The sequence below is a fragment of the Natrialba sp. PRR66 genome (genome assembly GCF_034808065.1).
Taxonomy (GTDB): domain Archaea; phylum Halobacteriota; class Halobacteria; order Halobacteriales; family Natrialbaceae; genus Natrialba; species Natrialba aegyptia.
The window spans coordinates 10,843-36,522 of record NZ_JAXHGN010000004.1; the positions used below are offsets into that span (position 1 = coordinate 10,843).

At 52.6% G+C, this 25,680-nt stretch carries 19 protein-coding genes and 5 pseudogenes; 6 read left to right on the forward strand and 18 right to left on the reverse strand.

Translation table 11 applies throughout. From position 1 onward, the window contains the following. Window positions 1-317 precede the first annotated feature (317 nt). From SM755_RS14195 to SM755_RS14225, 7 genes are all read right to left on the reverse strand, one after another. Complete coding sequence (locus tag SM755_RS14195; protein ID WP_323173254.1) at window positions 318-3,395, reverse strand: type IV secretion system DNA-binding domain-containing protein; 3,078 nt, start codon at window positions 3,393-3,395, stop codon at window positions 318-320. Further along, complete coding sequence (locus SM755_RS14200; RefSeq protein ID WP_323173255.1) at window positions 3,385-4,572, reverse strand: hypothetical protein; 1,188 nt, start codon at window positions 4,570-4,572, stop codon at window positions 3,385-3,387. The genes SM755_RS14195 and SM755_RS14200 overlap by 11 nt, the downstream gene beginning before the upstream one ends. Continuing rightward, window positions 4,565-7,870: a conjugal transfer protein gene (locus SM755_RS14205; RefSeq protein WP_323173256.1), complete on the reverse strand. Its 3,306-nt coding sequence runs from the start codon at window positions 7,868-7,870 to the stop codon at window positions 4,565-4,567. The genes SM755_RS14200 and SM755_RS14205 overlap by 8 nt, the downstream gene beginning before the upstream one ends. A gap of 5 nt (window positions 7,871-7,875) precedes the next feature. Continuing rightward, window positions 7,876-9,084 (reverse strand): hypothetical protein, encoded by a 1,209-nt coding sequence (locus tag SM755_RS14210; RefSeq protein WP_323173257.1) that lies wholly within the window; start codon window positions 9,082-9,084, stop codon window positions 7,876-7,878. Then, window positions 9,085-9,948 carry a hypothetical protein gene (locus SM755_RS14215; protein ID WP_239640942.1) on the reverse strand — a complete coding sequence of 288 codons (864 nt, stop codon included), beginning with the start codon at window positions 9,946-9,948 and terminating at the stop codon, window positions 9,085-9,087. It abuts the gene before it with no gap. Beyond that, the gene (locus SM755_RS14220) at window positions 9,945-11,561 is read right to left on the reverse strand and encodes a hypothetical protein (RefSeq protein ID WP_323173258.1); all 1,617 of its coding nucleotides are present in this window, start codon (window positions 11,559-11,561) and stop codon (window positions 9,945-9,947) included. The genes SM755_RS14215 and SM755_RS14220 overlap by 4 nt, the downstream gene beginning before the upstream one ends. 169 nt (window positions 11,562-11,730) lie before the next feature. Beyond that, window positions 11,731-12,195, reverse strand: a complete 465-nt coding sequence (locus SM755_RS14225; RefSeq protein ID WP_083873422.1) for a pilin — start codon at window positions 12,193-12,195, stop codon at window positions 11,731-11,733. Window positions 12,196-12,471: 276 nt separating this feature from the next. Here SM755_RS14225 and SM755_RS14230 point away from each other — a divergent pair, with 276 nt between their 5' ends. Beyond that, a complete protein-coding gene (locus SM755_RS14230; RefSeq protein ID WP_323173259.1) occupies window positions 12,472-13,341 on the forward strand; it encodes a hypothetical protein in 870 nt (289 codons plus the stop codon). 576 nt (window positions 13,342-13,917) lie between these two features. Here SM755_RS14230 and SM755_RS14235 read toward each other — a convergent pair. The 5 genes and pseudogenes from SM755_RS14235 to SM755_RS14255 all read right to left on the reverse strand — a co-directional run. Beyond that, a pseudogene (locus tag SM755_RS14235) lies at window positions 13,918-14,510 on the reverse strand (IS6 family transposase); the annotation flags it as partial. A gap of 214 nt (window positions 14,511-14,724) precedes the next feature. Beyond that, window positions 14,725-15,489 (reverse strand): sulfite exporter TauE/SafE family protein, encoded by a 765-nt coding sequence (locus SM755_RS14240; protein ID WP_006667335.1) that lies wholly within the window; start codon window positions 15,487-15,489, stop codon window positions 14,725-14,727. Window positions 15,490-15,494: 5 nt separating this feature from the next. After that, window positions 15,495-16,805, reverse strand: coding sequence for an NRAMP family divalent metal transporter (locus SM755_RS14245; protein ID WP_006667336.1), 1,311 nt, complete (start codon window positions 16,803-16,805; stop codon window positions 15,495-15,497). Window positions 16,806-17,175: 370 nt separating this feature from the next. Next, window positions 17,176-17,406 carry a hypothetical protein gene (locus tag SM755_RS14250; protein WP_083873423.1) on the reverse strand — a complete coding sequence of 77 codons (231 nt, stop codon included), beginning with the start codon at window positions 17,404-17,406 and terminating at the stop codon, window positions 17,176-17,178. A gap of 65 nt (window positions 17,407-17,471) precedes the next feature. Continuing rightward, a pseudogene (locus SM755_RS14255) lies at window positions 17,472-18,200 on the reverse strand (IS6 family transposase). Window positions 18,201-18,252: 52 nt separating this feature from the next. Here SM755_RS14255 and SM755_RS14260 point away from each other — a divergent pair. Then, a pseudogene (locus SM755_RS14260) lies at window positions 18,253-18,601 on the forward strand (transposase); the annotation flags it as partial. A gap of 227 nt (window positions 18,602-18,828) precedes the next feature. Here SM755_RS14260 and SM755_RS14265 read toward each other — a convergent pair. Next, window positions 18,829-19,131: pseudogene (locus SM755_RS14265) on the reverse strand (IS5/IS1182 family transposase); the annotation flags it as partial. 134 nt (window positions 19,132-19,265) lie between these two features. Next, window positions 19,266-19,691: a PKD domain-containing protein gene (locus SM755_RS14270; protein WP_241433880.1), complete on the reverse strand. Its 426-nt coding sequence runs from the start codon at window positions 19,689-19,691 to the stop codon at window positions 19,266-19,268. Window positions 19,692-19,876: 185 nt separating this feature from the next. On the opposite strand from SM755_RS14270, the gene SM755_RS14275 reads away from it, so the two are divergent. Continuing rightward, window positions 19,877-20,092, forward strand: coding sequence for a hypothetical protein (locus SM755_RS14275; RefSeq protein WP_323173260.1), 216 nt, complete (start codon window positions 19,877-19,879; stop codon window positions 20,090-20,092). Window positions 20,093-20,191: 99 nt separating this feature from the next. On the opposite strand, the gene SM755_RS14280 is transcribed toward SM755_RS14275, so the two are convergent. Together SM755_RS14280 and SM755_RS14285 are read right to left on the reverse strand one after the other, a co-directional pair. Beyond that, the gene (locus SM755_RS14280) at window positions 20,192-20,392 is read right to left on the reverse strand and encodes a TFIIB-type zinc ribbon-containing protein (protein WP_323173261.1); all 201 of its coding nucleotides are present in this window, start codon (window positions 20,390-20,392) and stop codon (window positions 20,192-20,194) included. Window positions 20,393-20,798: 406 nt separating this feature from the next. After that, the gene (locus SM755_RS14285; RefSeq protein ID WP_323173262.1) at window positions 20,799-21,770 is read right to left on the reverse strand and encodes a deoxyhypusine synthase; all 972 of its coding nucleotides are present in this window, start codon (window positions 21,768-21,770) and stop codon (window positions 20,799-20,801) included. A 249-nt stretch (window positions 21,771-22,019) separates the two neighbouring features. Here SM755_RS14285 and SM755_RS14290 point away from each other — a divergent pair. Both SM755_RS14290 and SM755_RS24430 read left to right on the forward strand, forming a co-directional pair. Then, window positions 22,020-22,694: pseudogene (locus SM755_RS14290) on the forward strand (DUF2270 domain-containing protein); the annotation flags it as partial. 212 nt (window positions 22,695-22,906) lie between these two features. Continuing rightward, window positions 22,907-23,089: a DUF2243 domain-containing protein gene (locus tag SM755_RS24430; protein ID WP_204366372.1), complete on the forward strand. Its 183-nt coding sequence runs from the start codon at window positions 22,907-22,909 to the stop codon at window positions 23,087-23,089. Between the two features lie 153 nt (window positions 23,090-23,242). Here SM755_RS24430 and SM755_RS14295 read toward each other — a convergent pair whose 3' ends face one another. Together SM755_RS14295 and SM755_RS14300 are read right to left on the reverse strand one after the other, a co-directional pair. Further along, window positions 23,243-23,377, reverse strand: a complete 135-nt coding sequence (locus SM755_RS14295) for a hypothetical protein (RefSeq protein ID WP_006825360.1) — start codon at window positions 23,375-23,377, stop codon at window positions 23,243-23,245. A gap of 60 nt (window positions 23,378-23,437) precedes the next feature. Beyond that, complete coding sequence (locus SM755_RS14300; protein ID WP_152422665.1) at window positions 23,438-23,617, reverse strand: DUF5786 family protein; 180 nt, start codon at window positions 23,615-23,617, stop codon at window positions 23,438-23,440. A gap of 708 nt (window positions 23,618-24,325) precedes the next feature. Between SM755_RS14300 and trkA the strand changes: the two genes are divergently transcribed. Next, on the forward strand, window positions 24,326-25,660 hold the full coding sequence (trkA, locus tag SM755_RS14305; RefSeq protein WP_006825359.1) for a Trk system potassium transporter TrkA: 1,335 nt from the start codon (window positions 24,326-24,328) through the stop codon (window positions 25,658-25,660). The last annotated feature ends 20 nt before the right edge of the window (window positions 25,661-25,680 follow it).

Below are 25,680 nucleotides of genomic sequence, written 5' to 3' on the forward strand. Positions count from 1 at the left end.
TTGCCTGGCTCTCGATCCAGCCACTCACTATCAGGTGGCTAACAAAAATTCGCAGGCGCTCTCGCTCAAGTATCCGTCTTCCAACGGGTGAACCCTCCTCTATACTAGTTGGTTTTCGGCCAGGTTCTATCCTGGACAGTAACGCCGTCCGGCGATTTTTACCCTGGACAGCGAAATGTGAGCTTACCCTGGACAGGGATTTACCCTGGACAGCGGTTCCAAAATCGGTGTGAAACCGGTTGGAAGCGGGTCTAAGCAACATTCCTGGATTTCGTTTTCCCTGGACATCGGATGGATTCGGAGACTTCCGTTACAAATCATTGATCTGAGTTGTTCGCCTCCTCGAGAAGACGAGTTCCTTCCTCAGTCAGTGTGATTCCAGTATGAATTGTGATGCGTTCGCCGTCCTCCCGTCGTCGCTCACTGCCAACATCGATACAGTCGCCGAGCTTTCGCCCAAACCAGACGTCGTTAGTATAGTCGAGGTCGTGCCTCTCTGCCCACAGCTGGTAGGCTTGGTACAGCTCTTTTTTCGGGATCGATCTATCAGATTCGGCGACGATGAAGCGATTGACGAAGACGTCAACACCGTCCTCGTCCGGATCCAACTCGAGGTCAGTCGTCGTATCTTGTTCTCGATCCGCTGTTGATCGGCTACCGGTGGCCTCATCCTGTGGAAAATCCTGATTAGATTGATCAAGTCTCTTAATACTGTCCGCTAATGGCTTGGTTTCGCCCTCTCGATAGAGATGTGGCTCGCCGTCTTCTGGCACGATCACAACGGTATAGCTGTCTCGGCTATACTCTGGATCCGGTAACTCAAGAGACGGCATAAACGGCCGTTTGACGGGCGTCCAATCGGCTTCAAATTCCTCTACTGTCTCATAGACGTGTGTTTCACCTTGCTCGTAGACTGTGTACTGACCGGTCTCACGATCAAAACTGTAGTACGCCGGAACCGTGTCCTTCGAAAGCGTAGCCGAAGACACTGTACGAACGAACTCCGTCTCCCCATCCGAAAGGACGCGTTCACCAGCATCGAGTGTCCAAACGGTTCGTGTAGAGTCGCTGGACGGTCGAACAGCTGTCACGCCGCCGCGAGCAGCCGCTCCATCACCAAACGTAACGAGTTCGTCCATATTATAGAACTGCGTAGTTCCATCTGCCATCTCCCGTACTGGTGGCTCGAGAATGGTTTCAAGACGGGCTGCTGTCTGCATCAAATCGTCCTCACCGGGACGAACGACGAACATCGGAACACGATTCGATTCCTGTGCCCGCTTGAGGTTCTGCAGGACTTTCGCCGGGCGATTCGGTGTCGTCGTTTCGGCCTCGAGCGCGAACTCGACGTCAAAGCTAGGATGTGTCGCCGTCCCATCTGGCTGCTCACCCCCATCCTGTTCGAGAATGTCGACACTGAAGTCGAGTTGCGTGAGTACAGCCTCAAGATCAAAGAGGAGAGTGTCATGAGCCGCCCCTCCCGCAGACCGCACATCACCAGTCTCAGGTTCGGCAATCTCTTCGCCTTCGCTGGTCAACCGAACCACGACCGTTTCATCGCGAACGCTGAGATCAACATCGATCAGTGGTGACTCTTGGCGGACATCGGGAAACTTCTCGAGATCTCTGTCGAGGCCCTCGGTCTCAGTATTGCTCTCGAGACGCTCAATGACTTCCTCGTCGACGTCAGTTACGGGCACCCAGCCGTTCTGATCACGCACGTTCTCGCGTAACTGGACAGCACGAACCGCTTTGGCCATCACCCGATCGACTGTAAGTGCATCAGCACTGGCCACTTCGTTGTACTCGCGGTACATGAGGTTCCGGAGGATTTCCGTATCGGTCACGGGATCCGTTCCGTACTGCTTGAGGCTTCGTTTGATTATCTCGTCCACTTCAGCCGGTTCTCGAAGCGGAGGATATGGTGGAAACGTTCGAAGCAACACTGGCTCCGAGTACCGACCACCTGACAGCGGAATCCGCGTCCAGGCTCTGAACTGATCGGTCGTGATGAGGTCCTCTGCTGTATAGTCGCGGAAGCGTTTCATCAGCAGCTCGGCGTCGTCACTATCGTTGACCGAGAACGTGAGGAGATTGTCGCAATTGTTCTGCATCGCTTTCAGCGTGTCCTCGTCGAACTGAGAGGGATACTGAGAAGCGAGGGTCACCGACAGACGCATCGATCGAGCGCGAGCGAGCATCGACTCGATATCGAGATTCTCGCTCGCAATATCATCGAACTCGTCGCAGAGGACGAAGTATGGGTCCGGCGTCGTATCCAGTTCGTACGAGCGTCGCTGGATCGCCGACCAGAGATTACGCATTACACCAAGCGTCACCATCTTCTTGATATCCGCGTTCTCGACGGGTGTTCGAACGATGACGATGCGGTCGTTGTCGATGATATCGCGGAAATTGATCGTGCTCTCGCGATGAGCAATGATCCGACGGATAACCGAGTTCTCGACCCACGACTTGATGCGTTTCAGCAGTGGCCGAACGGTCTCATCCTCCATCTTTGCGATCTCGAGGCAGAACTCCCGGATGTAGGGGTCCTCCACATCGAGCGCGAAATCCTCGCGGCGATCGGCGTTAAGCAGCGTAAAATACATATCGATAACCGAGAACGGCTTGTCCGACTTCATCATGGCACGGGCCATCGACTCGGTGATCGCCTCCATATTGATGCCCCAGTAGTCGGACGTGTCGAACACCGCTTTCAGGTTCTCAACACGATTCTCGATCTCATTTTCGAACTCCTCAGTGGTTTCGCACTCGGGAACTTCGAGGAAATTCAGACCGATCGTCTTCTCGTGAGTTGTCGATCCAGGTTCGATCCAGACGATATCCTCAAGACGGTGTTCAGGAAGCATCCGAAGCAACTCTCGTGAATCACGCCCCTTGGGATCGAAGTAGGTGAAACCGTAGCCAGCGTAGGCCCACTGAACCATCATATTCAGGAGTTCAGTCGTCTTCCCGTAGCCGGTCGTGCCAGCGATCCACGTGTGCCGGAAGAGCGATTCGAACCGCAGTGGTGCTTCACGAAATCCAGTCTGTGGATCCTCAGTGTAGCCGACCCACAACGGGGCAGGTGCGTTGTGTCGTCCGGCTTCGAACATCTCACGAACGAACGGACCGGCGACAGTTCCTTCGCCGACGGTCTCCGTGATGACCGGCTTCCCTCCGACACGAATCGTCTCTCGATCGACGATATCGTATTCGCTGTCAAGACCAGATTGCTGACTCACGTCACCTGGTTCACGAGTCGTCTGTTCATCCGTGCTTGAGGCGACCGCTGGTAGGTTTTCACCGGAACCCTCGTCTACGTCTGACTCACCAGTTTGGTCGTCAGCAGCGGAATCCCGTCCCCGATTGAAGAACCGATCAATGACCATCGAATTCCTCCGCATCTCGTGTCATCCCTTGGAATTGCTCTGCACCCTCGTCCGGGAGACCAGAAGACTGACCCCCTCGAAAAGAATCGTCGGACTCGTATCGCACACTGTCCGCTGGAATCCGATCGCCACGCTGGGTGTACCGCCAGTCTATCTTCGGCGTCTCGATATCCGAATTCGGAATATGAGCGACGCCGGCGAGTTCGTCGACAGTCATAATCATGTGGCGGTCGATCCACTCGCGGTCGCTTATCCGTTGTACGAACTGTCGAAGCCGCTTGACTCGCTTTTGCTTCCTGCGATGCCAGACCGGATTGTCGTCGAGACCCTGCTCTGTGATTGCGTTGTAGTACTTCCTGAACATTCCCGCGACACCCCGGGCTCGGGCCTCGGCTTCCTCCCGATTCGACGAAACAGCGAGAACGCGGATATTGACGTGAAACGCCTGTTGCCCGCGTTGCCGTTCGATCGTCTTTGCAGCCTGCTTGTCCTTCTCGCTTGGCGGCCTCGTTTTCGGGTTGAGCCATCCGACGGATGTTCCCTGCCGAAGTGCATGAGCGAGTTCGTCGACGCTGTTGTGCTTGAACCGATCTCCGTCGGTCCAGGACTGTTTCGCGGGGCGGAAAACAACCTGTGTGACGACCGTACTCTCATCGAGTGACAGCATCTCGCTCGTAATCTCGCCGTACGGATCCGTCTCGAACCCCTCGCTGTTGTGATGTCGAATTGGGTAGTAGGGTATCTTCTCCATCTCAAGCCACGCGCCGGCAACGTATTCGCCGGAATCGATCACCGGAAACGCGTGGCTGTCCTCAACGGGGAATACCTCACTGTTGGCGTAGTTGTTCCCGACACGCCGCCGGAACTTGTCCGCCGCTGCCTCAGTGGCAGCATGCATGTAGAATTTAATCTTTCCCTCGTCGAACCAGACCTCGAACGAGTGGTGATCGCTCGTATTCTTCCCACGAAAATTCGTCGTCACATCGTGGACTGACTGCAGAACTCCTGCACCATCCACCACACCTTCGTTTTCTTTGTAGGGACGAATCCGGAGAAGCGTGCCTGACGTATCTGCTTGCCGCTGGCTGAACGCTTCCTGCTCACCGAACTCGAGTTGCGTCGCCTCGTATTGTGGCGATGTACGCAGGATCTCTCTGAGACGACCAATCTTAGGCATGATCTTCACCCTCTATTCCGGCTGCTCTATCCTCGGTAGCTGACTCCCCGCCATCGGCCCGGACAGATACCTCATCGGTATCCGCCTCCGTGGCATATTCAATGACCGCGTCGATGATCTCCTCTTGCGTGAGGTCTGCTTCGAGGAGACGAGCTGCTTCATCTGCAGTGATATCGAGCTGTGTCGATAGGGAATTGCGCTGTACCTCGCTCTCGACGAACTCTTCAAAGGCGAGCAGTTCCACTGGGTCGTCACTAATCGCTCGCTGGATGAATTCTCGGTCATCGGGCTCGTAGTCGATAACTCGTTTCTCGAACTCGTCGGCAACGACATGCAGCGGGTACGTGCCGTGTTCTTCAACGCGGACGAGTGACTGACTATAGCCGAGATCTTCCTTTCCGGCGTCAGCCCCTCTGACGTACCGGCGTTGCTCTTCTGTGAGCCCGATTTTATCCGCTGTCCGATCATCTAGGTCAGGAAGCTTGTGGAATACCTTGATCGGACACATGCCGATAATCTTCTCCGCCTGTTCGGTCTCGTAGAACTCTTGGGCCGTCTGCGAGAGGAGTACCATCCGAAGGCCGGCGTGGCGCTGGTGACGAAACGCTGTCTCGAGAAAATCGAGATTTGCCTGGTCCTCGAAGAGGTAATGAGCTTCGTCGATCGCGAGTTCAACGTTCCGTTGGGTGTTCTTTGCCTGCTGATAGATCGTCGACAGCAGCAGTTGCATTAGGAACGTCTGGCGGTCGATCCCCGAGGCACTCCCCTCGATCTGGCCGAGGTCGATGTAGACAACCTTGTTGTCGCCTTTGAGGATATCGATCTCCGAGTGATGGGAGAGGTTTTCGTAGGCTCCACCCTCTCGGAACGGCTGGAACGCAATCGCGAGTTCATCGGCGTACTGGGCGGCACGTTCGCGGGCGGATTCGGATGCTGCGATATTGTGCTCGTCTGGGTTCTCGGCGATATCACAGAGGATTCGATGGACGTCCTGCATCGTCGGCGAGTTTGCCGACGTATGCGTCGAGACATCGTCCTCAACGATACCTGCTTGCCGGTAAGTCTCGTCAATGACATACGAGAGGACGCCAGTCTCAGTCCCGAGGTCGATATCACGAGCATCGAGAAAGTTCTCGAGGACAGCGTAGACCTCGTCTTTCTTCGCCGAGAGGGGAGAGATCCCTTCACCCGAGTCAAGAACGTGCTGGGGCGTTTCACGGATCTCGAGTGGATTCAGTTTCGTATCGCCACCAACGGTGATCGTCTTCGCGTTCAGGGCATCCGCAATGCCGCGGAAGCCGCCAACCGGATCGACGAGAACGAGCATCGTGTCGTGACGGCGCTTCATCATTCGAAGGTGACGCATGATCCCGCCGAACGTTTTCCCGGCACCCGGCATTCCGACGACGAGTTCGCTGTGGCCAGTCTCGAGCGCCCACGGATTGATGCGGACAGGCGAGCCGTTGTGTCCGTGATAGCCGTACTCGATACCGTCGTCCATCATCAGGTAGTTCGACGAGAAGGGGAACATCGCGCCGATCGCCTGATTCGTGAGCGTCGACATCCGATCACGTCCCAGTTCGTTCGTTCCAAGCGGCGACACTGTTGCGAGTCCACGTTCCTGCCAGCGGCTCGCGACCTTGAGGGTACAGTTTGCCGGTGCGTCTTTGATGATCGACCGCAAGCGGGTTGTCTGATTGTCGAGTGCCTGCTCGCTCTCAGCGGCGAGTCGGATGAACACGCCACCGCGGTAGAACGACGCTTTGTTCGCGCGAACGAGTGACCGCATGTACTTCGCTTGGTCGATATCCTCCTGCAGATCCTCGGCTTTGAGGCTGTTCGAGTCGTGCTGATTGATCTTCAAATCCGAAATCCAGTCTGCCATCATATCCTGGGCGGACTGGCTATCGAACGGATCGAGGTGGATGCTGATATCCGTCTGGAGATCGGTCTCGAGTAGCAGTCGTTCGAGGAGTCCATCCGTTGGCTCCTCGGGAAACTGCTCGATCCAGAACGTTCGAACGTACGTCTCGTCGTTGATCACAGCGTAGGTCGTCTCCCAGTCGACTGTTGACGGCGCAATAACCGACTGATGCATCGTCGACGTATCTGGTAATCGATCAGCAGCAGGAACAGATGGAGTGTCAGTATCCTCGTTAGCGGCCCCTTCATGGGAATCTGAATCCGTGTTAGCTATGCTGCCTCGTTCGGCCATTGCCTCAAGGACAGCATCGGGATCGGGTGTCGCCGGCACACCGTCGCTAATTCCGTGGGAGACGACCGGGAACGTCCCCAGAGCCTCGGCGATGTTAGCGTAGTCTTCCGATCGACATGTCCAGTACTCCTTCGTGATCCGAGTGAGATCGTATGCATCCACAGGGCTGATCGTACACCGGTAGAGCGACGATCCGCCACGACGCAGCTGTGCAAGTCGAGATTCGAGTTGTTCCTCTTTGAGTTGCTCACGCTCGGATTCGGTCAGATCATCGGTCTGAAAGCGACCGAAGAGCCGTCCGAGAATAGGGACATTGGCGAGATACGCGAGGACGCTGTCGCTGGTTTCGTCGAACTGGTCGATATCGTCGTCAGTGACAGCAGTGATGAGATAATACTCTCGGATCGTGGTTGTTTCGGCGTCGATATCCCCGTTGTCGGTTGTGTTTGTAGAAACGTACTCCGAGAGCAGTCGTTTCAATACTGGGCGAGAGCGGACATCAGCATCGCCAAGTCGATCACGGTGTGCACGGACGACATCGTCCTCGGCGACCTCTCGACTGGTAACGTAGATCTTCACCGGGAAGTCAATCGTCGAGTTGGCGAACTCTGAAAGGGACTGGACGGCCTTCGCCCAGGCATCGTCGTCTTCGAGAGCCATGTTCGCTGGCTCGACTTTCATCGCTCCGACGAGTGCACCATCCGTTCGTTCCAGAGCGTGGGGATAGACTCGCTGTAGGCGAGTTAAATACCGGACTTCACTGCTGTCCGCATCGCCGTGAGTGTATTCTTTGTTCTTGATCGCCCAGCCAAAGCGAGCGGCAAGCCACTCTGTAAGCCAGAGATATCTCGGTTTCACCTTATGCAGCAAGAACAGCACTGTTGTGACCATCGTCCCAAACCCTAATACTGGGATTGTCAGTGCCGCTGGAACGAACGTTGCTGCAACGACGGTGACGGAGGCCACCGCGAGAAACAGCATGAGTTCGCCAATCGTGTAACCTCGAAAGAAGGCTGTTGTGCCGCCGAGTGATTGGTGGATTTTTCGGGCGTTATACTCGCCGTCAGCTGTATTCGTACTCACGAGTATCACCACCGTGAGACCTTTCGCTTCGTATTTTTGAGTCCACGTTTCGTTCGAGTCGAGACCTTCTGTGTCGCTTTTCGAGCGTCATCGGCGGCCTTATCGCGCATTCGGCCCGTCTTCGACTTCCGAAGGTTGTTGTAGCGGCCAGCATGGGTCTTTGTCGAGCGAGCGGATGCACCGAGCTTGTACGCCTTCGAACTGCTACTCCCGATCGTGGTTTGTCCGCTCTTTGTGACTGCGCCAATCTTGTTGTCTGCGTATCCTCGGTGGACATTTCGGGCGCCACGGACGGTCTTTCCAGAAGCGCGTTTCGCCTTTGCCGCTCCCGATGCAGCTGCGCCAGGATTCGTCGCAGACACACCTTTCTGAGCGATGGTCCGCATTGCTGGGCTGCTCCAGTAGACTGTCATGAGCATCGCGATAATCGCTGCTGGGATCAAGGCTAATCCAATGAATAGCGAAAAAAGCCCCTTGACAGAGGTTTCAAGACCACCAACCTCCCACCCAATTCGGAAAAGGATAGCTGGAGGAATGCCAGCAAGCACGAGTCCAGGATAGATTCCAGCAGCTTGACGGGCCATGTTCGCTGCTGGGCTAAATGGCCAGACTTCCATTGACCAGAGAACGCCCAACAATGGCATTATCGGCGTTAATACACAGAGTGCAATCCAGCGAAGCGCAACTATGAACCCAGCAACTACCAAGAAGAAATTCGCTATAACAACCATCGCAAGAACAGCAAACGTGCCTCCGAGAGATGATTGAATAAGCCCTCCGAGCCCCGCAGACATCTCGTCGGTTGGAGCGATCGTGATCCCCACTGCATCGATGAATTGCAAGGGAATAGATACGAGTGGGAACCAGACGAATGTTCCCATGAATACGAGACCAAGCCGTCGGAGGAGTTGCTTTCGTCGATACTCGCTCATCGATCCCGCTCGGAGACCAACGAATGCAAAAGCGATGACCGACATCATGATTGCCAGCGGCATAATGTACGAGAGGTATACATCCTGGTACAGACTCTCCCACGGCGCATTATCTGGGGCACCAACAACCATGTATCCAGAATCTGACTTCGGAGTCGGGACGCCGACAATAGGACCTAAGATTGCCTCATAGATATTATTAATAAGGCCGAGAAGAGCATCAGTGAAATCCTCAATGACATTCTCAATTGCGTTTTCAACTTCTTCTTGCAGCCATGCCATTTAATTCTCACCCTCGCTAGATGTAGATGCGTCAGCGCTGTCATTGACAATCGAGATTTCACAAGACTTGCCGTCTCCATACTGGATTTGCTGAGTATACGATGGATTTGACCCGACCTGAACAGTAGCCGTGACAGTCAATGGTTCCGTCTCGAGATCACTACAGTCAAGAGAATGCACTGCACCATTCGTTGCATAAACAGACCCCTTCGAATAGACTGTAGTTTTTCCTGGCGGCAATCGGGTTTCGTGATAATATGATTGCGACCCCTTGGACTGTAGTTTCGCGACCGGGGCTTCTGTCCACTCAAGCTCTGTGAGTAACGACGGAATTGTTCCCGTATTCTCAATTACGACCGCTGCATAGGTCTCCCAATCAGACGGCTTTGTATCCCAGTCCATATCGGGATTCTCTGCAGCCCAGAGTACATCTGTGATCGTACAATCGGCCTCGAGCGTAATCGTCGTCGTATCGATTTGTTCGTCACCCTGGAGAGCGATCAGCTTGTAGTCCCCAGTGGGAAAAGCATCTTCATAGCGACCAAGAACTTCGAACGACGTTTTGGTTTCACCGTTCTCGAGTCGTTGCTGGTTGTAGAGTTCTCCCTCAGGATCAACGAGATTGATGAACTCGATAGAGGTCTCATCGGTAACCTCGATTTCGAGGTACTCGTCGTTCATCTCAACGGCAGAGAAGACATCACTCTCTTCGACACTGAGCCCAGTTCCGTCTGTACTGTTTGTGGATGGCCCAGAAACGGGATTAGAGGTACAGCCAGCAAGCAAGGCTGTGCCAACGCCAAGGCTGGCAAGAACTGATCGGCGAGCGATACGACTCTCGTCTGGATGCGTGTCTTCTGTCATTGTTGATCTCTCAGTCCAAGGGCCGCGCCACCGGTCACATAGTCGAAGCCATAGACAGCCAGAGCAGCTGGCAAGAACCAGAGGAGTGTTACGAGAACGAACTCGACGAGTTTCTGGAACTCAGGATAGTTCGCAGGAATCTTTGCTCGATCCGATGCTGAGGAGTACAACTGCTCTGCACGCCACCAGTCTCTGGGAACGTACTGGCCATCAACGACCAGCGATGGGCGCTCTTCGAGTTCAAGAACGGCTATTCCACTGGCGTTCACAGCCGCGGACTGGTTGCCAACCTCGACTCGACCGGTCGTGACCGGGTCGCCGGTTGTATTTTCAGTAACGATTGCCTGTACCAGTGCTCCTGAGGAGTCCACTTCGAGAACCGTCAGGTTGAGGTTCGTTTCACTAACGGTGCCGTTGTCAGTGACCGAAATTGTCTGTGACTGGCCACGAACAATACCATGGACGGTTACCTCATCGAAGGTTGCTGCGGGGAGCGTCTCCGAACGGACCGCAATGGACGTTGCGTTCACATAACGCTCAACGACCGGAATCGAAATCGTGTCTGGGAGTGATGTACCGTTTTGCTCACGTCCCCACGCTTCTTCGATCACCAACGGTATCTCGGCATCACCTGTTGCCTCGCTCGCCAGCTCCGGCTCTTGCTGCATGGGAACGGCGTGGAGTTGTGCCGGACGAACCGAAGAGTTCCGTCGAGTAGTGGTGGTCTCGTTTCGAGACACCATCGTCTGCCAGCCGTCTATCCCTGCGGAATAGAAGCGCCAGTTCCCACGAAGACGGACATCACTGCTAATATCGAGTCCCGCCCACGTGGTTCCCGGATGGATGACGACACCAGTATGATTCTCGGCATTCTCAAACGTAACGCGCTTTCCGCCACGTTCGTTGATCTGGGTTGCAACTGCCTGGTAAGAATCCGTCACTGTGACCTGGTCGGTCAGGTACTCAGTTTCGTTCTTCCACGATCCGTCACAGGAATCGGCTGTGCTGTTGTACAGCCAGCACGTCTGTGTTTCGTGACGAAGCCGAACGGAAATGTTCGTTTCGACGGTTAGATTTTGCGTGCCTGCTAACCCGCTATATTCGAGCGTGGAGCGGTGATCGCCGTCAGTGTCGAGTTCACGACCATCTGCCTGCAATGTGACACTGTCGATTGAGCTTCTAGCGATCGACCACTGATCACGAGTAGATCCGCTATCATCATTGTCTGGAAGCGCAACTCGATAATCAGCTATCGTAAGGACCTCACCGTCCGGAGCGATATACCGAGTTGAGTTATTCTCTGTATGGAGGATCGTCGACGGCTGAACCGCAACGATGCTCGTATACGCATCTTTGATGTACAGCCCGTTCTCACGGTGGGTTCCATCAGGATAGACTGACGTATTTGCCTCTCCGGGAGCAAAATCCTGGAGATCACCGCTGTTCCACGTCTCAACATCCGTGATCGGCTCGTCGAACGGAACATCTGTCGAGTTTGCAAGCCGGGTAGAGAATTCCAACCCGGAGGAAACGGTATCTTCTGTACCGTTACTCGAATGATTGCCGTGATCGACGTCTTCGGACCACAGCAGTGGGTATCGTGTTTCGTTCACACCGTATGCTGGTCCATCGGCTGGAATCGTTGCGTTTGAACTCGACTCAACTGCAGTGACGGCTCCGGTTAGGCTGATAATGCCTCCGCTAGCGGCGAGGACCGTTAGAGCGAGGGCGATCGTCCGCGGCGAGGGCATGGAGTTCCAGTGAACCACGTCAGCTGATGGGTTAGAACGGTTTCACGCAGTTGGAGAAGCCGAATCCCATCTGGCTTCCGACTTTGTCGATGAGTTCTGGTGAAATGAGGGCGAGGACAATAATGGCGAACCCGATACCCGACATAACAAGCTTCTCTTTGGCTTGGTTCTTCCTTTCGGGATTTCCGCCAGCGCGCATATACGAGAGCCCTGCTCGACCGACATAGAACCCAGTTGCAGGAAGTCCAAGGCCAGCAACGGCACCGAAGACGATCCCGATTCCAGTCTCGACACCGGTTCCGCAGTAAACATCGCCAACGTCTGACTGGGCGGCCACGGTCGTAGTACTGAGGAGCAGGAAGGCAATGCTCACAGCAATTGGGACAAGTCGTGACCGTATCGAATGGAGGCAGCTTTGGGAGCTCGGTAAGCTAACGGAGTAACTCGATCCATGGTTGGTAGACTGTTCAGATGGGGCTTGGGGACTCGGACTCATGACTTAGTGTGATCTGGAAAGGGTTGTTTCAAACACCGATTCAAACGAATGGTCCTAAGATAGTATTACGGCTCTGTTTGAAGCACAATACGTCTAAAGACGGGAGAGGTTGGGTTGTAGTTATACCGTTTGTTCTCATATATTATGTCCTCACACAGGTAATACTCTATCTACATCTGATATAAATTCACTGGTAGAACTAATATATAGAATGAGGAATATAGTATATATCCTAGAGTAAATAGGTGAGTTGGAATGTATGTATATGATACCAATATGGGGTCTGGGAAGACACTGCCCGATTATAGCCGCGGCCGGGGCGGGTTGACTGTCGAGTACGTCTGTAACGCCGTCGTCGAGGGCGAGGGCGACCTCTCGTTAACCGTCGCGAACGAGCTGGCACAGCGCATCGACGATGCCGGCAAACCCGCGGTGATTCTGTATCTGGCTGATTTCGACGTGAAAGGCTACGATATGCCGGCGAACATGGCAGGGAAACTCGCCTGGTTGCATCAACGCAGCGACCACGAACAACGCGTCGTGATCGAACGGCTGGCTGTGACGACCGATCAAATCGAGAACCTGGACCTCCCGCGAAAACCCATCGAAGAGAGTTCAGCGACAGGAACTGGCGGCGTTGCGTACAATCGTCGTATCTCCGAGTGGGAGCAGGAACACGGGGCCGGCGCGACCGAGTTGAACGCGCTCGAGCAACACCCTGACGAGTTCCGCCGCATCGTTCGCGATGCCCTCGAACGGTACACCGATCCGGATCTCCCTCGTAAGAACGCCCGCCGCAGCGAGCAGTGGGAAGACGATGTCCAGGCCCGAATCGAAGATCGGCTTTGCGAGGCCGGCGTCGACGATGAACTCGATGACCTGGAAGCGTGGATCGAGGACTTCAATGCCGCCTATGCGGAGGTCGCAGACGTATTCGAGCGCCTACGCGGGCTGATGGACGATGAGTCGCCACTTGGCACGTGGGAATCGATGGTTCAGGACCTCCTTGCGGAGACTGAGCTCCCCGTCGCGACGGTTCCTGAGGGTGAGGCGGCGCTTCCGGATGACCCGATCTATGATTCGGGCCGGTTGTACGCCGAGAACAAAGCCCGAATCGACCGATATCGAACATCGAGGTCATGGTAGCTATTAGCACATATTAATACCGGACTATGATTGGTCCATTAGTAATTACCATTAGCAAAACATTTATGGCACTGTCTAGTTAAGCGCTTCTGGTGTAGAGAGACGTTTTAACGCCTATTGAGGCACTATAGGTGAGAAAGGAGATAGTCGCTCTTCGTGAGACGTGTGCCGATGCAGCCGAATTTTCGCCGTTCGTGGAACAAAGCCTTGTTGTCTCAGCGCCTCGACAGTGATTTCACAGTTGATATCGCAACGGCAACGTTTCTCAGCCTTGCGGCTTTCCTTATCTAGACAGTGCCACATTCATGTATATATAATACAACAATATTGTTGTAATAATTTATTATTCATCCCGCCAATCACGGCGCACGTTCGTGAAAGCCACGGTTGCGACCAGAGCTGTTACAACTGGCCTATCGACTTCTGTCTTTGCTCAGACAGCCCGACCAAAGGACGGCTCAGTAGAGACAGAGAGAATCAAAACCGCAGTCCGGAACCATCTTAATAATGGCAAGATCAAGAAGGCAACTGCTCTCTTAGATAAGCATGATGTGAAGTACGGCTATAAGGCACTGTCTAGTTTAGCACCTCCGCTGGCGGTTGTTTGTTGAGTGACTGGTGCGGTCGCTGTGTGTTATAGTAGTGGACAAACTGTTCAAGCCATTCTCTGGCCTTGCCCGACTGCCGACCCACGAATTGTGGAAGCAGTCAACCCAAATTTTGAGGGTGTGAAACCATTTTTCGATGTGGTTTCGATCAACATAGTCAAGGTGACCGCTCAATTCAAATCGAGAGAGGTCAGTCAGATATCCAGCACCATCGATGAGAAACTCAGCATCAGAGAGATCGTATTTCTCGGTGAGTTCATGCAGAAACGCAGCAGTCGGATCAGTGCCTCGCCGTTCAAACAGTGCTACATCGAGGATGAGTTTAGTGTCAAGATCTATTGCAGCATACATCCAAGATCGATCGCCGTTAGTCCTGACAGCGGTTTCATTAACCGCGACCCGCCAACGGCTGCACTGTCGACGGTCTGGAACGCTGTTAGCCAGCCGATGTACCCAGTGTCAGATCGCTTGATAAGAGCGTTCAACGCCGAGTAAGTCAAAAATCGTTTGTGTCTCTCGAAGCGGACAACCAGTCGCGTGGAGCCGGACGGCGAACGCTCTCAACGTTCATCAAATTGGCTCTGGTGAATCGCCATAGAGCGTTGGGTTAGACCATGTTAGTGGCACTGTGAATGAGTACAATCACTTCGCCAGCAGAAATCCGCTAGAAGTTGAAACCAGAATTGTCCCAGAGTAGTGCATCGAGCCGCCTGATCTAGTGCCTGAAGTCGCCGTCATCTAGCGATTCACCAGAGCCGAAAAAAGCATCAAGTCATTAGAGAGGAATAATAACTGCGACAACTACGAGAATACCAGCGAGCGCAATTCGCAACCGGCGGGGTGAAACCTGATGAGCAACATACCAACCAGCAAGAACGCCAATAAGCTGAGGAATACCAACTAATACCGCTGTAGTCACGTCGACAGCTCCGACAATTAGGTACCCAATTGTTGCAAAGAGTGCAAGGAATATTGACTGTACCTGCGCAACTGCAATCGCTTGGAGCATCGGCATTCCCAGCGCAACTAACACAGGGACTGCGACAACCGGTCCCCCGATGCCGAGCATTCCGCCAAGGATACCGATACTCCCTCCCACGATAGCGAGTATTATATGCCGCTGTATGGCCGTCTCACCTAGGAGCCCTCGAGGTTTGATCCCGACGAGTTCACGATACGCAAGGAGGACACCGACGCTAGCGAGAAACACCGAAAGGAGGACTCCGAACAGTTGATCATTGATGACAAGGTTCACACGGGTGCCAGCGAGCGCTCCGACGATTCCGGTTCCGCTGAGTAGTATCGTAGCTTTGCGTGCTGGCCCCGTCGTCAGTTCGCCGGAGCGAGCGTAGACAATACTCCCGATGAGGCCCGTTGCGATAAACGTTGCACTAGCGGTCCCAGCAACAGCTGCCGAGGAGAGGTTCGTCAATCTGTAGAGTGCTGCAGTGACGAACACACCGCCAGGGCCGACAGTCGTGATACCGACACCAGCAAATAGCGCGATAGCGATTAAGATGGCGGCCAGTACTGGAAACATATTAATCAGAGACCGCCACCAAAGATCGCGCCAACAACATCTTGAGCGGAAAGGACCGCTAGTATGATCGCGAGAACGACCAGTACGAGATTGGCAGCGTTTAGTCGCCAATCATTTTCGTGTCCATGCATTGTCTCACTGTCATTGACGGCCAAGAACAGGAGGGTTGCTGAGATAGGGAGCCCGAATACGCCGTTCCAAGCCGGAAACAGAATAATCATATCCATCACACTTAGGCCGCCAAGAAGGTGAACCAGCGGTGAGAGTCCGCTAAGCAGACACAGGCCGATAAACAACAGACGGAACGACTGCCGGGCCTCACTCGGGTTCGATGACTTGATCTGCTTCCCTCGAGCTTCGTGGAGAATGTATGCCGGCGCCCAGAGAATGGGAATAATGCTGTTGAACGCAGCGACCAGTGTTCCACCCAGGAACAATAACATCGCCCATGTGCCGAGTACGTTTGTTAACGCTTGCCCAGGTGTGATAAACGATTGTAATTCAGTGATTCCAGCGGGTCGAAGAACTGTGGCCGTCGCGACCACGATGGCAATCGATGCGAGGCCACCGAGACCATATCCCATCGCGAGATCGAGACGCATATTGAAGAGGTCTGATTGTTCTTGCCATCCTTTCTCCTCAACGAACAGCGATTCGAGGAACAAGTTCGGCCATAACGCCGTTGTTCCGAGAATGGCTGCCGCGAGCGTCATCCCACTTGGAGTCAGAAATGTTTGATCTGGTATCACTCCGGTAGCAACTGTGGCAGGATTCGGGTCACTGGCAACCGCCACAATGCCAAAGATAACAAACAGCACCAGCATCATTGTTGTCATCAGATACTCAATAATCTGGTACCGTAATACTCCTAGACCAGCAGCGAGGATGCCAGTGAATCCGGCAATTATCATCCAGCTTATGGAGATGCCGAAGACGCTTTCGAGTAGAATCTGGGTTCCGAGACCGACAGCAGCAGTCAACTCTAGCCCCCACAGGATGCAACCAATTGACACGAACACCAGCACAACTGTTGCTCCATTTTCCCCAAGTTTTCGGCGGGTGAACTGCCCTAACGAGTCGCCGAAGATACCAACCCGGGCACTCATATCCTGAGCCATAATACCGAGCAGAACTGCAATCCCAATGAGCCAGATCAGTGCATATCCGAACTGCACGCCTGCGGTACTCATGATGAATACCGAGCCTGAACCGAAATAGCTAGCAACCATCACGAATGCCAACCCGAACCGCTCGAAAAATTCCGAAAGAGAGGGTAACTGCTTCTGGGAGATGGTTTTCAGAAGCGTTTCAGTCACGCGTCCAGAGTCACCTCCTGTAGAGTCGTGCGCAGACGGATCCGTGGAAAGAGCAGTTGTCTAGTAACGAGTCGATGCATCGCTTTGAGGACATCTTTTTTCCCAGCCATGTTATATGTGGATGATAATTCGGGAACTGCACTAACCGCGATGAAGACAACAACTAGCCAGTAGCTTTAGGAATAAAAACGTAACGTGGTTTGAGTTACCAACCAGCAGGTAGTGACTCTGGACTATAATCATGTGATGACACATTAATTCCACAGATTATATAAAGTGAATTATATTCAATAATTCTTTAGACACATCATGTCAGGTTAATTTCTCCAGATAATGTCGATGAATGGGTTCTCACCCGCGATAGCCAGGATCAATCAAAGCGGCTCGATCGATCGTGTGAAATCACATTCCCAACGGATTTGGTGATTTGAACACGATGTGTATATGCATCGGAGAGCGTGTGTGTCTGGAACTCGATTATCCACTTTGTGTTGCGTTCTTCAGTTTCGGTAATTTCACCAAATTGCCCAACACACTCTTTGTTAGCATATTCCTCTGCGATTTCAGTCGCTGCATTTTGATTCGATACATCCTCGCTCATAGCTGTACTATCTCTTGCTCACAGAAGAGGTTGAGCCCCGTTTCTCAGTCCTTCTATCTTAATTTCTAATTCTCGTAAATAATATAAATAATGTTATTGGTGTATCGGCACTGTATAGTTCTGCACCTCTCAACTGGTGTTTTTCCGTCGAGAGTTTGATACGGTCGTTGATGGTTGTAGTAATGCACGAACTGTTCAAGACACTCTCGGACGCTCGCCCGACTGCCCACCCATGAATTATGGAAGCGGTCGATGCGCATTTTGAGGGTGTGAAACCACTTTTCGATGAGGTTTCGGTCGGTATAGTTGACTCGACCGCTCAGCCCGACTCGGGAGAGGGCAGTCCGATACCCACATTGATCGACGAGAAACTCAGCCTCAGAGAGATCGTGTTTCTCGCGGAGTTTCTGCAGAAATGCAGCCGCTGGATCAGTGCCATGTCGGCTGAACAACGCAACGTCGAGAATCAACTTTGTCTCAATGTCTATTGCAGCATACAACCAAGACCACTCGCCGTTGATCTTGACAGCAGTTTCGTCAACGGCGACCCGCGACGACGTTGCCGTCGGCGGGTCGTGTCCGCTGTCAGCCAGCCGATGAACCCAGTTCCAAACTGCTCCATGAGAGCGTTCAACGCCTCATTCAGCGAGAATCGTTGTTGTCTCCCGAAGCGAACAACCCGTCTGATGGAGGCGGACGGCGAACGCCCTGACGGGCGTCGCCGTCCGCTCATTCTCCCAAGATTCTTCTAAATCCGTCTCATAGCTCTCGCTGAGCAGGTCTGCGAGCATCAACCAACTCAACGTTACGACCTGCTCACTTCTCAAACTGGCTCAACTAGACAGTGCCGCGTTGACGATTTATGCGGAGTTGGGAGCGATCGACCGGTTTGACCGGGCCAAAGAGGTCGTAAGTTACGTTGGGTTGAACCCGATAATCCGCGAGTCTGGCGACTCGCGGTTTGAGGAGCATCTCGAAGCGAGGATCAGGACGAGTCCGGTGGCTGCTCGTTCAAGCGTCGTATTCAGCGGTACATACGTGCGAAGACGAGTACCTCAGCCGGTTTTACAACCGGTTAGCTCGAAAAAAGAACTCGAAAACAGCGATTGTAGCAACCGCCCGGAAGCTGCTGGTTTCAATGTATCACATGCTGGACCGTGAGGAGGTATACGATCCACCAGGGGTAAGTGCCTGAGCGCCGCCGGGGCGGCGCTCATTGGCCGGTTGGTGGCAGCGTGAGCAACTGCTCTCGCAAACAAGAAGTCCCCCGCCTGATGGCTGTTTTAGTAGCCATCGGTTCGCCGGTGGTTGATTCTACGCTCGAAAACTACAGCAAGTCTTTGTCGCCCGAAGAACTATCTTAGCAAACGTGGTTTGATCGGTTAGCAGAATTTCCATAGGTGAATAGATATTGAATCACGGTTAGAGTGGTTTACAGAGCGGTTCTATGTTCAAGATGGCGAACATGAGGACGATTTCACGGAACTGTCGATACCAGCCGAGCGCTTTCACGGCATCGCCGAGAGAGCGCTTCGTTGTTGAATACGAATTTTCAGCCATCCAGCGCTGAGAGTAGCCTTTTGTCCGGATGAGAGCTTTATGTCCTAACGTCAACGGTCACGACCCACGCTGTAAGATGAGTGTCTCGACATCGAGTGCGTAGAACTCGTATTTCGTAATCCAGTTGTGGAAGACTTTGTCAGTAGCCACAGAAAGCAGGTCGTCCACCGGAAGTGACGAGTTCCAACTCCAATTGAAACGAATGCAAGATAGAGCTATTCTCCCGCAGCTTCGCCATTACTACTGCCAAGTTCTGTCGAAGTGAAAGTTGTTAGCCGACCATATTACTGCCACCGCCGTCACTCGACCTGAATATCGCCAACCATCGAATTCGGGTGGACCTCGCAGATATACGTGACCATCTCGCTGCTGGCCTCGAACTCGAGCCATTGGTCGTCGCCGGGATCGGCTGTCTCTTCGGTCGCGAGGTCGTCGACAACCTCGTCGCTATCGTCGTAAATCGCGATGTTATGGTTCGCGTCGTCGCCAGTGGTCCAGCCGATCTCGTAGGTTTCACCTTCTTGGAGGGTGAGCGTCGGGTTCTTCTCATCCGCAATCGAGTCGGGCGCAATTCCGACCCAGCCAGCCGTCTGCCCGTCGAACTCAATCTGCGTGTCGGGCTCGATCGCCTCACCACCGCCACCGCTATTACCGTCATCACCGCCGTTACCACCATCGTCGGAACAGCCTGCTAATACTGTTCCCACGGCTGTCGCTCCGGTCATTCGCATGATTCCACGCCGAGTGATCGAATCAGTTCGTGGCACCGTGCACTCTAAGAGGTAGCTATATATAATTCAGTAGTTGCTTCCCAACAGTTAGGAATTACGTGTCTACATCCCTACTTGCCGCACCTGCGAACTGAGTGAACTTCGCTATACTTTTCGCCACCAGTCACCAACAAAGCATAATGGGAATTCAAGAATACTTTGAATCTGATATCCGGTTCTACTATGCAGTCGGTGTATTCGTTATGCTGGTCTTTGTAAGTGGAATCGCTGTAACAGCAATACTGGACCTCGCTGTCATCGATCGGCGGCTCATCCCGCTCTGTGTTGGATTTTTCTTATTTATGTTTGTCTACTTCATCTCGGTAAGTATCCAAACTCTCGAGCCGGATTCTTAATTTTAATCATCTCCGTTGGGGATCGTGGTTAATTTTTGGATAGCCGACTCTGTTAAACCACTCTCCTTCATACATTAACTCTCGCGAAAATATTGCTCACTACAGTTGCCAACCTATCGTTGTGCTAAGCCCTTTGTCGTGGAGGAGTTCGGTGACAGGAGCGCCGACTCGACTACGTCCATCGGCTTCTTCATTGGAGAACGATCGCCATTCAGGTCCATACTCAATTTCAGCTTTGTAGAGCACTAAGCCACAATCAGCACAGATGCGCTCACCGCGATCTTTCCGAGACTGTACCATGCTATCACACTCGGGACACCCTGTCACCTTTTTATTCCCTATAGATACATGTATCTAAATGGGTTTCTTCGTTCTTGTCGAAGACTGTCAGTGATTCAGTCACCGCCGAGTGAACAACGTTTTACTAGCTATTGTAAGCCATCTTCGATCTACATTGAAACAGGAACCGGCTCATATCTTTCTCAGACCGGGGCCAAAACCTGTGCTCTCGGTGGAGAGAATCCACGCTGTCGTACCATCGTCTCGAAGAAAAGGTTCACCCCAGATCCCTTCAGTACATCATCCCTCGAATCGGTCTCGCTACCTAAGAGCACTTTCGACAGTGATTCCGTGTCGAATGACGGATTCGCGACGGGGGAGACGAGCTTGAGCCGTTCGTTCGAGGGTCGCGTTCCACTGAATGTCATCACTTGAACACTGCTGCCACAAGCAGCGGGAAGACGAGCGTTGCCTCCGCCTCGATTTGAGTGTAGTTCGTCCGTTTCTCCTTGATTTTTCCCCAGGAGACCGCCTCGTTCGGCGGCGCTCCCGATAGCGATCCATCACCTTCCATCCCCGTCGAGATGTAGACAACGTAGTCCGCACCGCCGCGGAATAGATTCGTCATAATCGCGTGATGTTTTGGTATGCCGCCACCAACGGTGATCAGTCCCGTTGTATCCGCGAGTAACCCGTCCTCGATGAGCGAGTCATAGTCGTCCAGAATTTCGATCCCGACTTCCGAATCATATCCTTGGCGGTAATAATAGAGAAAGTTACCGACTTCGGCGTCCGTCAGTGCCGGACAGTAGATGGGGACGTCGTTGTCCGCGGCCTGTTTCAAGACGGAATCTTCGTCGTCAAGCGTCTCACCTAGTTCTCGTGCGAAGGCTGTCGGCGTGCGCACTTTTTCGTTTGCGAAAAAGTCATCAAAGAAGTCGTACAGGTACTCCTCCAGCCACACGTATCGATCAGACGGAACAAAAATATTCCCGAGCCGATTGATGCCGCGGTCGCGGAGCGTCGCCTCGTTGGCGTTCCACTTCCCCATCTTGAACGGCTTTGCGGTCTTGATGACGTCCTCCGTCAACGCCCCAGACGTGGTGATGAGTACGTCGACATACCCTTCACGGACCAGATATGCAACTACTTCACGCAATCCCGAGGAGATAATATTCGAGGTGAACGTGAGATAGATCGTCGCTTTCTCTTCTTGCATTCGCTCGGCGATATCGACGGCCTCAGCGAGGTGCGTCGCTTGAAACCCTGTCGTTTCGTAAGACTCGATGAGATCGTGAAAGTCGAACTCCCCGCGAAAATCGTATCCGCGGACGTCCGCCGTGGTTAGTTCATCGTCACTGCCAAGAATAACATGCTCGTACGATTCGTCTTCCTTCACACGATTCCGTAGCGCGACGACTGGTTTGAATGTCTCGAGATAGATTGCTCGTTCCCGATACGACCGTATCTATTATGAACGGATTGCTCTATTAAAAATATATTTTTTGATGTGTTCGCTCGTGGAAGTACCGCTCACTACACGAACACATTGACCATAAGCACCGCTCAACTTGTACGGGATCTGTATCCGTCGCTCACTTGCTGGCTTTACCTCTATTAGTTTCGCTGCCGAACAGATACATCGAGAATGGCTCAACAATCAGCAAAAGACATTGATCTAACTGACGCTGATCACCGCGAAATCGGTGAAGGGCTGTTAGAGGAAGAGATGTCCCCCAGCTCGTCGATGGCACACTTATATCAAGGCGAGATCCACTGGATAAAGTACTGGCGAGAACGCCTCGATCGGACGTCGAATCGGGCCATACTCGTCATGAGCGGCGTCCTCACGTGGGCATTTTCCGGTTCCAACCGTCTCCATTACATTCTTCTGTTAGGAATGGCCGCACTGTGCGCTTTCTTACTGATGGAGGCCCAGCGCTATCTCGGATATGATCTATGGCGAGGACGAGTTCGTATGAGGCAGAAAAACGTCTTTACATACGGATTAGACCCCTCAGCGGGAATTGAAGATCCAGTATGGCGAAAGTAGTTGAGTTAAGATTACCGCCATCCTATAGTTAAAATCATCAGAGAAGAAGCGATCGCACATCGTTTACGACGAATTTACTTACTACTTTTCACAGTCATGTTAGGTTCATGGTTGATCCACGTTCTGACCTTCACGTCAACGCCGTGGCCCACAAGCGCTGCTATAGGGATCATACTCGGGTACTTTGTAGCGGCTATGCTTGCCGTACTATATTTCAGCGCAGTAATCATAGCCGTGCGACCACGAACATGGCGGGCGGAGGATGAACTTTACGAACGATCTATTGGAAATACCGGTAACTGGCCCATTCATCTTTATACTGTCCGTGATATTCTACTCAAAATTATCTGTGAGGAAGAACAGCGGTTTGCTCGACACGTTGCCTGTAATCCGATGTTTTCTGCTTCAGACTACACATTCTTCCTGTTGGTGGCGGGTCATATTATGAGCGACATCGAGGACGAGTGGCTCGGCCTTCCACAATGCGCCAAACCGTTCGTCCAAACTGCATTTTTCTTGGATTAGGCCTAGGCGACTTCTTCGACGGTATCGTCCCTTATCAGATTCTCCAGTGGCACCACATGATATCGGCCCAGACTGATCCGAGTACTCAGCAGATGCATCGATCAAGTCGGTTCAACTACCTAGGGCATTCATGTATTTGATCACATCTCATTGGTGTTTGGAGAGCGGATTACTGCGTGAATGTCGGTTCATCTACTGGTGGGACCGAACACCTCCAGGATTCTCGTCGAACGGTACGGTTCGAAGAGAGTGGAAAGCGATGCGTCTCATAGTACTTGTTCAAATGCGATCATCTATCCAATGGATCCACTCGTGATCAGTAGGAGAGTAATCCCAGCTATTAACACCAATGTTAACCATCCGAAGAAGATCATCGCGGCTTGCCGGCCTGTGAGGTGGTTGCCGTTAAGGATTTCGTCAAGCCCCATATGCAGTAGTACCCATCAGATTGAGATAAATCGTTTGGTTTGGTTTGTTCTCGAGCTCTATCACAATTCGTTCGACTTGATTTTCCGGAGGTTTTCGAGGAGTTCACCGGTTGAACTGCCCTCGTCGAACGTTAGTTTCCCTCGGTACTCGTCCGGCTGGTCGTCCGACTCGGATCCGATCTCAGAGATTGTTTGTTCGCGACGCTCGTACTCACGCTGGTCATAGTCACCCATTCCCATGTGAGTCCAAATATTCGGGAGGAGTCGTAGTCAAGGTATTGGTTACCTACAGAATAGCGATATAGATGCCATAACGAGACCTACTGGCTCCGTACTTATTAGTCCAATATAATAGGATTACGATCGTTTTGCGTTCGATTCCATCTATAGGCTTATACAAACGTACGTCTGTAACAGTCCACCTCCTGAGCTTTATTCCATATATTTAATAATAGTAATATAGAAGAAATAAGTCCAACGGTCATTTGAAGAGTCAGCCTGAGAATTCTTTCCGTACATAATAGCCTAATAATAGTCCATATATACTGGACTATTCTGTTATACTCTTGAGTAGAGAGTTACATTCAATCGGGTGAATCGACCACTCAATTCACACAACTGACTGGTAAGCAAACTATTAGACGAGATATACTCCGAATGAGAGCCCGTTTCTGTCCTTGACCTTATCTTTCACCACTGATCACAGAAACGATGATGAACTAATAGTAATCAATTCAATCGTCGTTGCTCTGTGATTTGGGTCCGGCCGAGGACTGCATCAGTCATGAACGGAACTTATATTGGTCAATGGGTACTATTTATGGACACATCCGGGACAAAGCGACTACGGCCTCGTCGATTAGTCTATCGGATGGTCCACAGAGATCAATGACGATTACTGATGTCACTTTCAAGCCAAGCCTCGATTACCCGTTGAATGAGAGTTCGATGCGTATAACGGTTATCGGAGCTGGTGAGGTCGGACGAACGATCGCTGCAACGCTCGCAGACCTTCACGAGGTAGTTGTTGTTGATTGTGATGAGCAGATCATTGAGGAACTCACGTACGCGTATGATGTACTCGTTATCCACGGAGACGGCCGAGATATTGAAACACTACGAGAGGCCGAAATTAATCAAGCAGATCTCGTAATCGCGTGTACCGACGATGACGACGTCAATACCGTTATCTGTGCGACCGTAACGACGATCTCTAATGCATTCACGGTTGCCCGAGTGAGGCACCGAACGCTCTTCAAAACGTGGAATGACCGTCAGGATGCGTTCGGTGCCGATTTCATGATTTGCACGAACTTGTTGACGTCCGAAGCAGTGTTTCGGATTTCTGGACTCCCTGCTGCACAGGAGGTCGATACGTTCGCGAACGGTCTCGTCCGAATGGCTACATTCGAAATCGACCCGGAGAGTCCGTTCATCGATCGAACCGTGCGCGAGATCGATCTGGATGAATCGGTAACAGTCGCGGCGATCTTTCGCAACGATGAGTTGATACTTCCGACTGGTGAAACTATAATAGAATCCACCGATCGAATCGTAGTCATCGGAAGCGCTAGCGGCGTTACGAACGTCGCGAACCGTATTTCGCTGTCATCGCGAAGTCCGACCGACGAGGTTGTTATCGCTGGAGCGAGCGAGATTGGCTTTCGAATAGCCCAACTGTTCGAAGAGCATGGCTATCATCCTCGAGTAATCGAACCTGATCCCGATCTCGCCCGAACCGCGGCCGAAGCGCTTCCACGTACGACAGTACTTAAGGGAGACCCTGCAGACGCTGGATTTCTGGAGCGCGAACATATCGGAGACACCGATATCGTCATCGCTGCATTGCCGCACGATGAACGGAACTTACTCGTATCGTTAGTAGCCCGCCAGTTTGGTGTCGGTGAAACCGTCGCTATCGTCGAGGATACCGAGTACACCGAATTATTCGAGACCACTGGCGTCGATGTGACCGTGAATCCGCGCGAAGAAACCGCCGAAGAGATCATTCGATTCACCCGACTGATCCCAACTGAAAAGATCGTACTGCTCGACCACGATCGCGCGGAAGTGATCGAGATCGTAGTTACAGAAGAAAGTATTCTCGCAGATCGTGAAATCAGGGATTCTACGGCGAACCTCCCGGATGGAGTTATTATCGGAGCGATCGCTCGAACTGGTGAACTCGTGACGCCTCGAGGAACGACCGTAATCAGACCGGGGGATCACGTCATTCTGTTCGTAGATACGGATGTACTCGATAACGTCACCGAAGTGATCTAACGCGAGATCAGCACGACTTA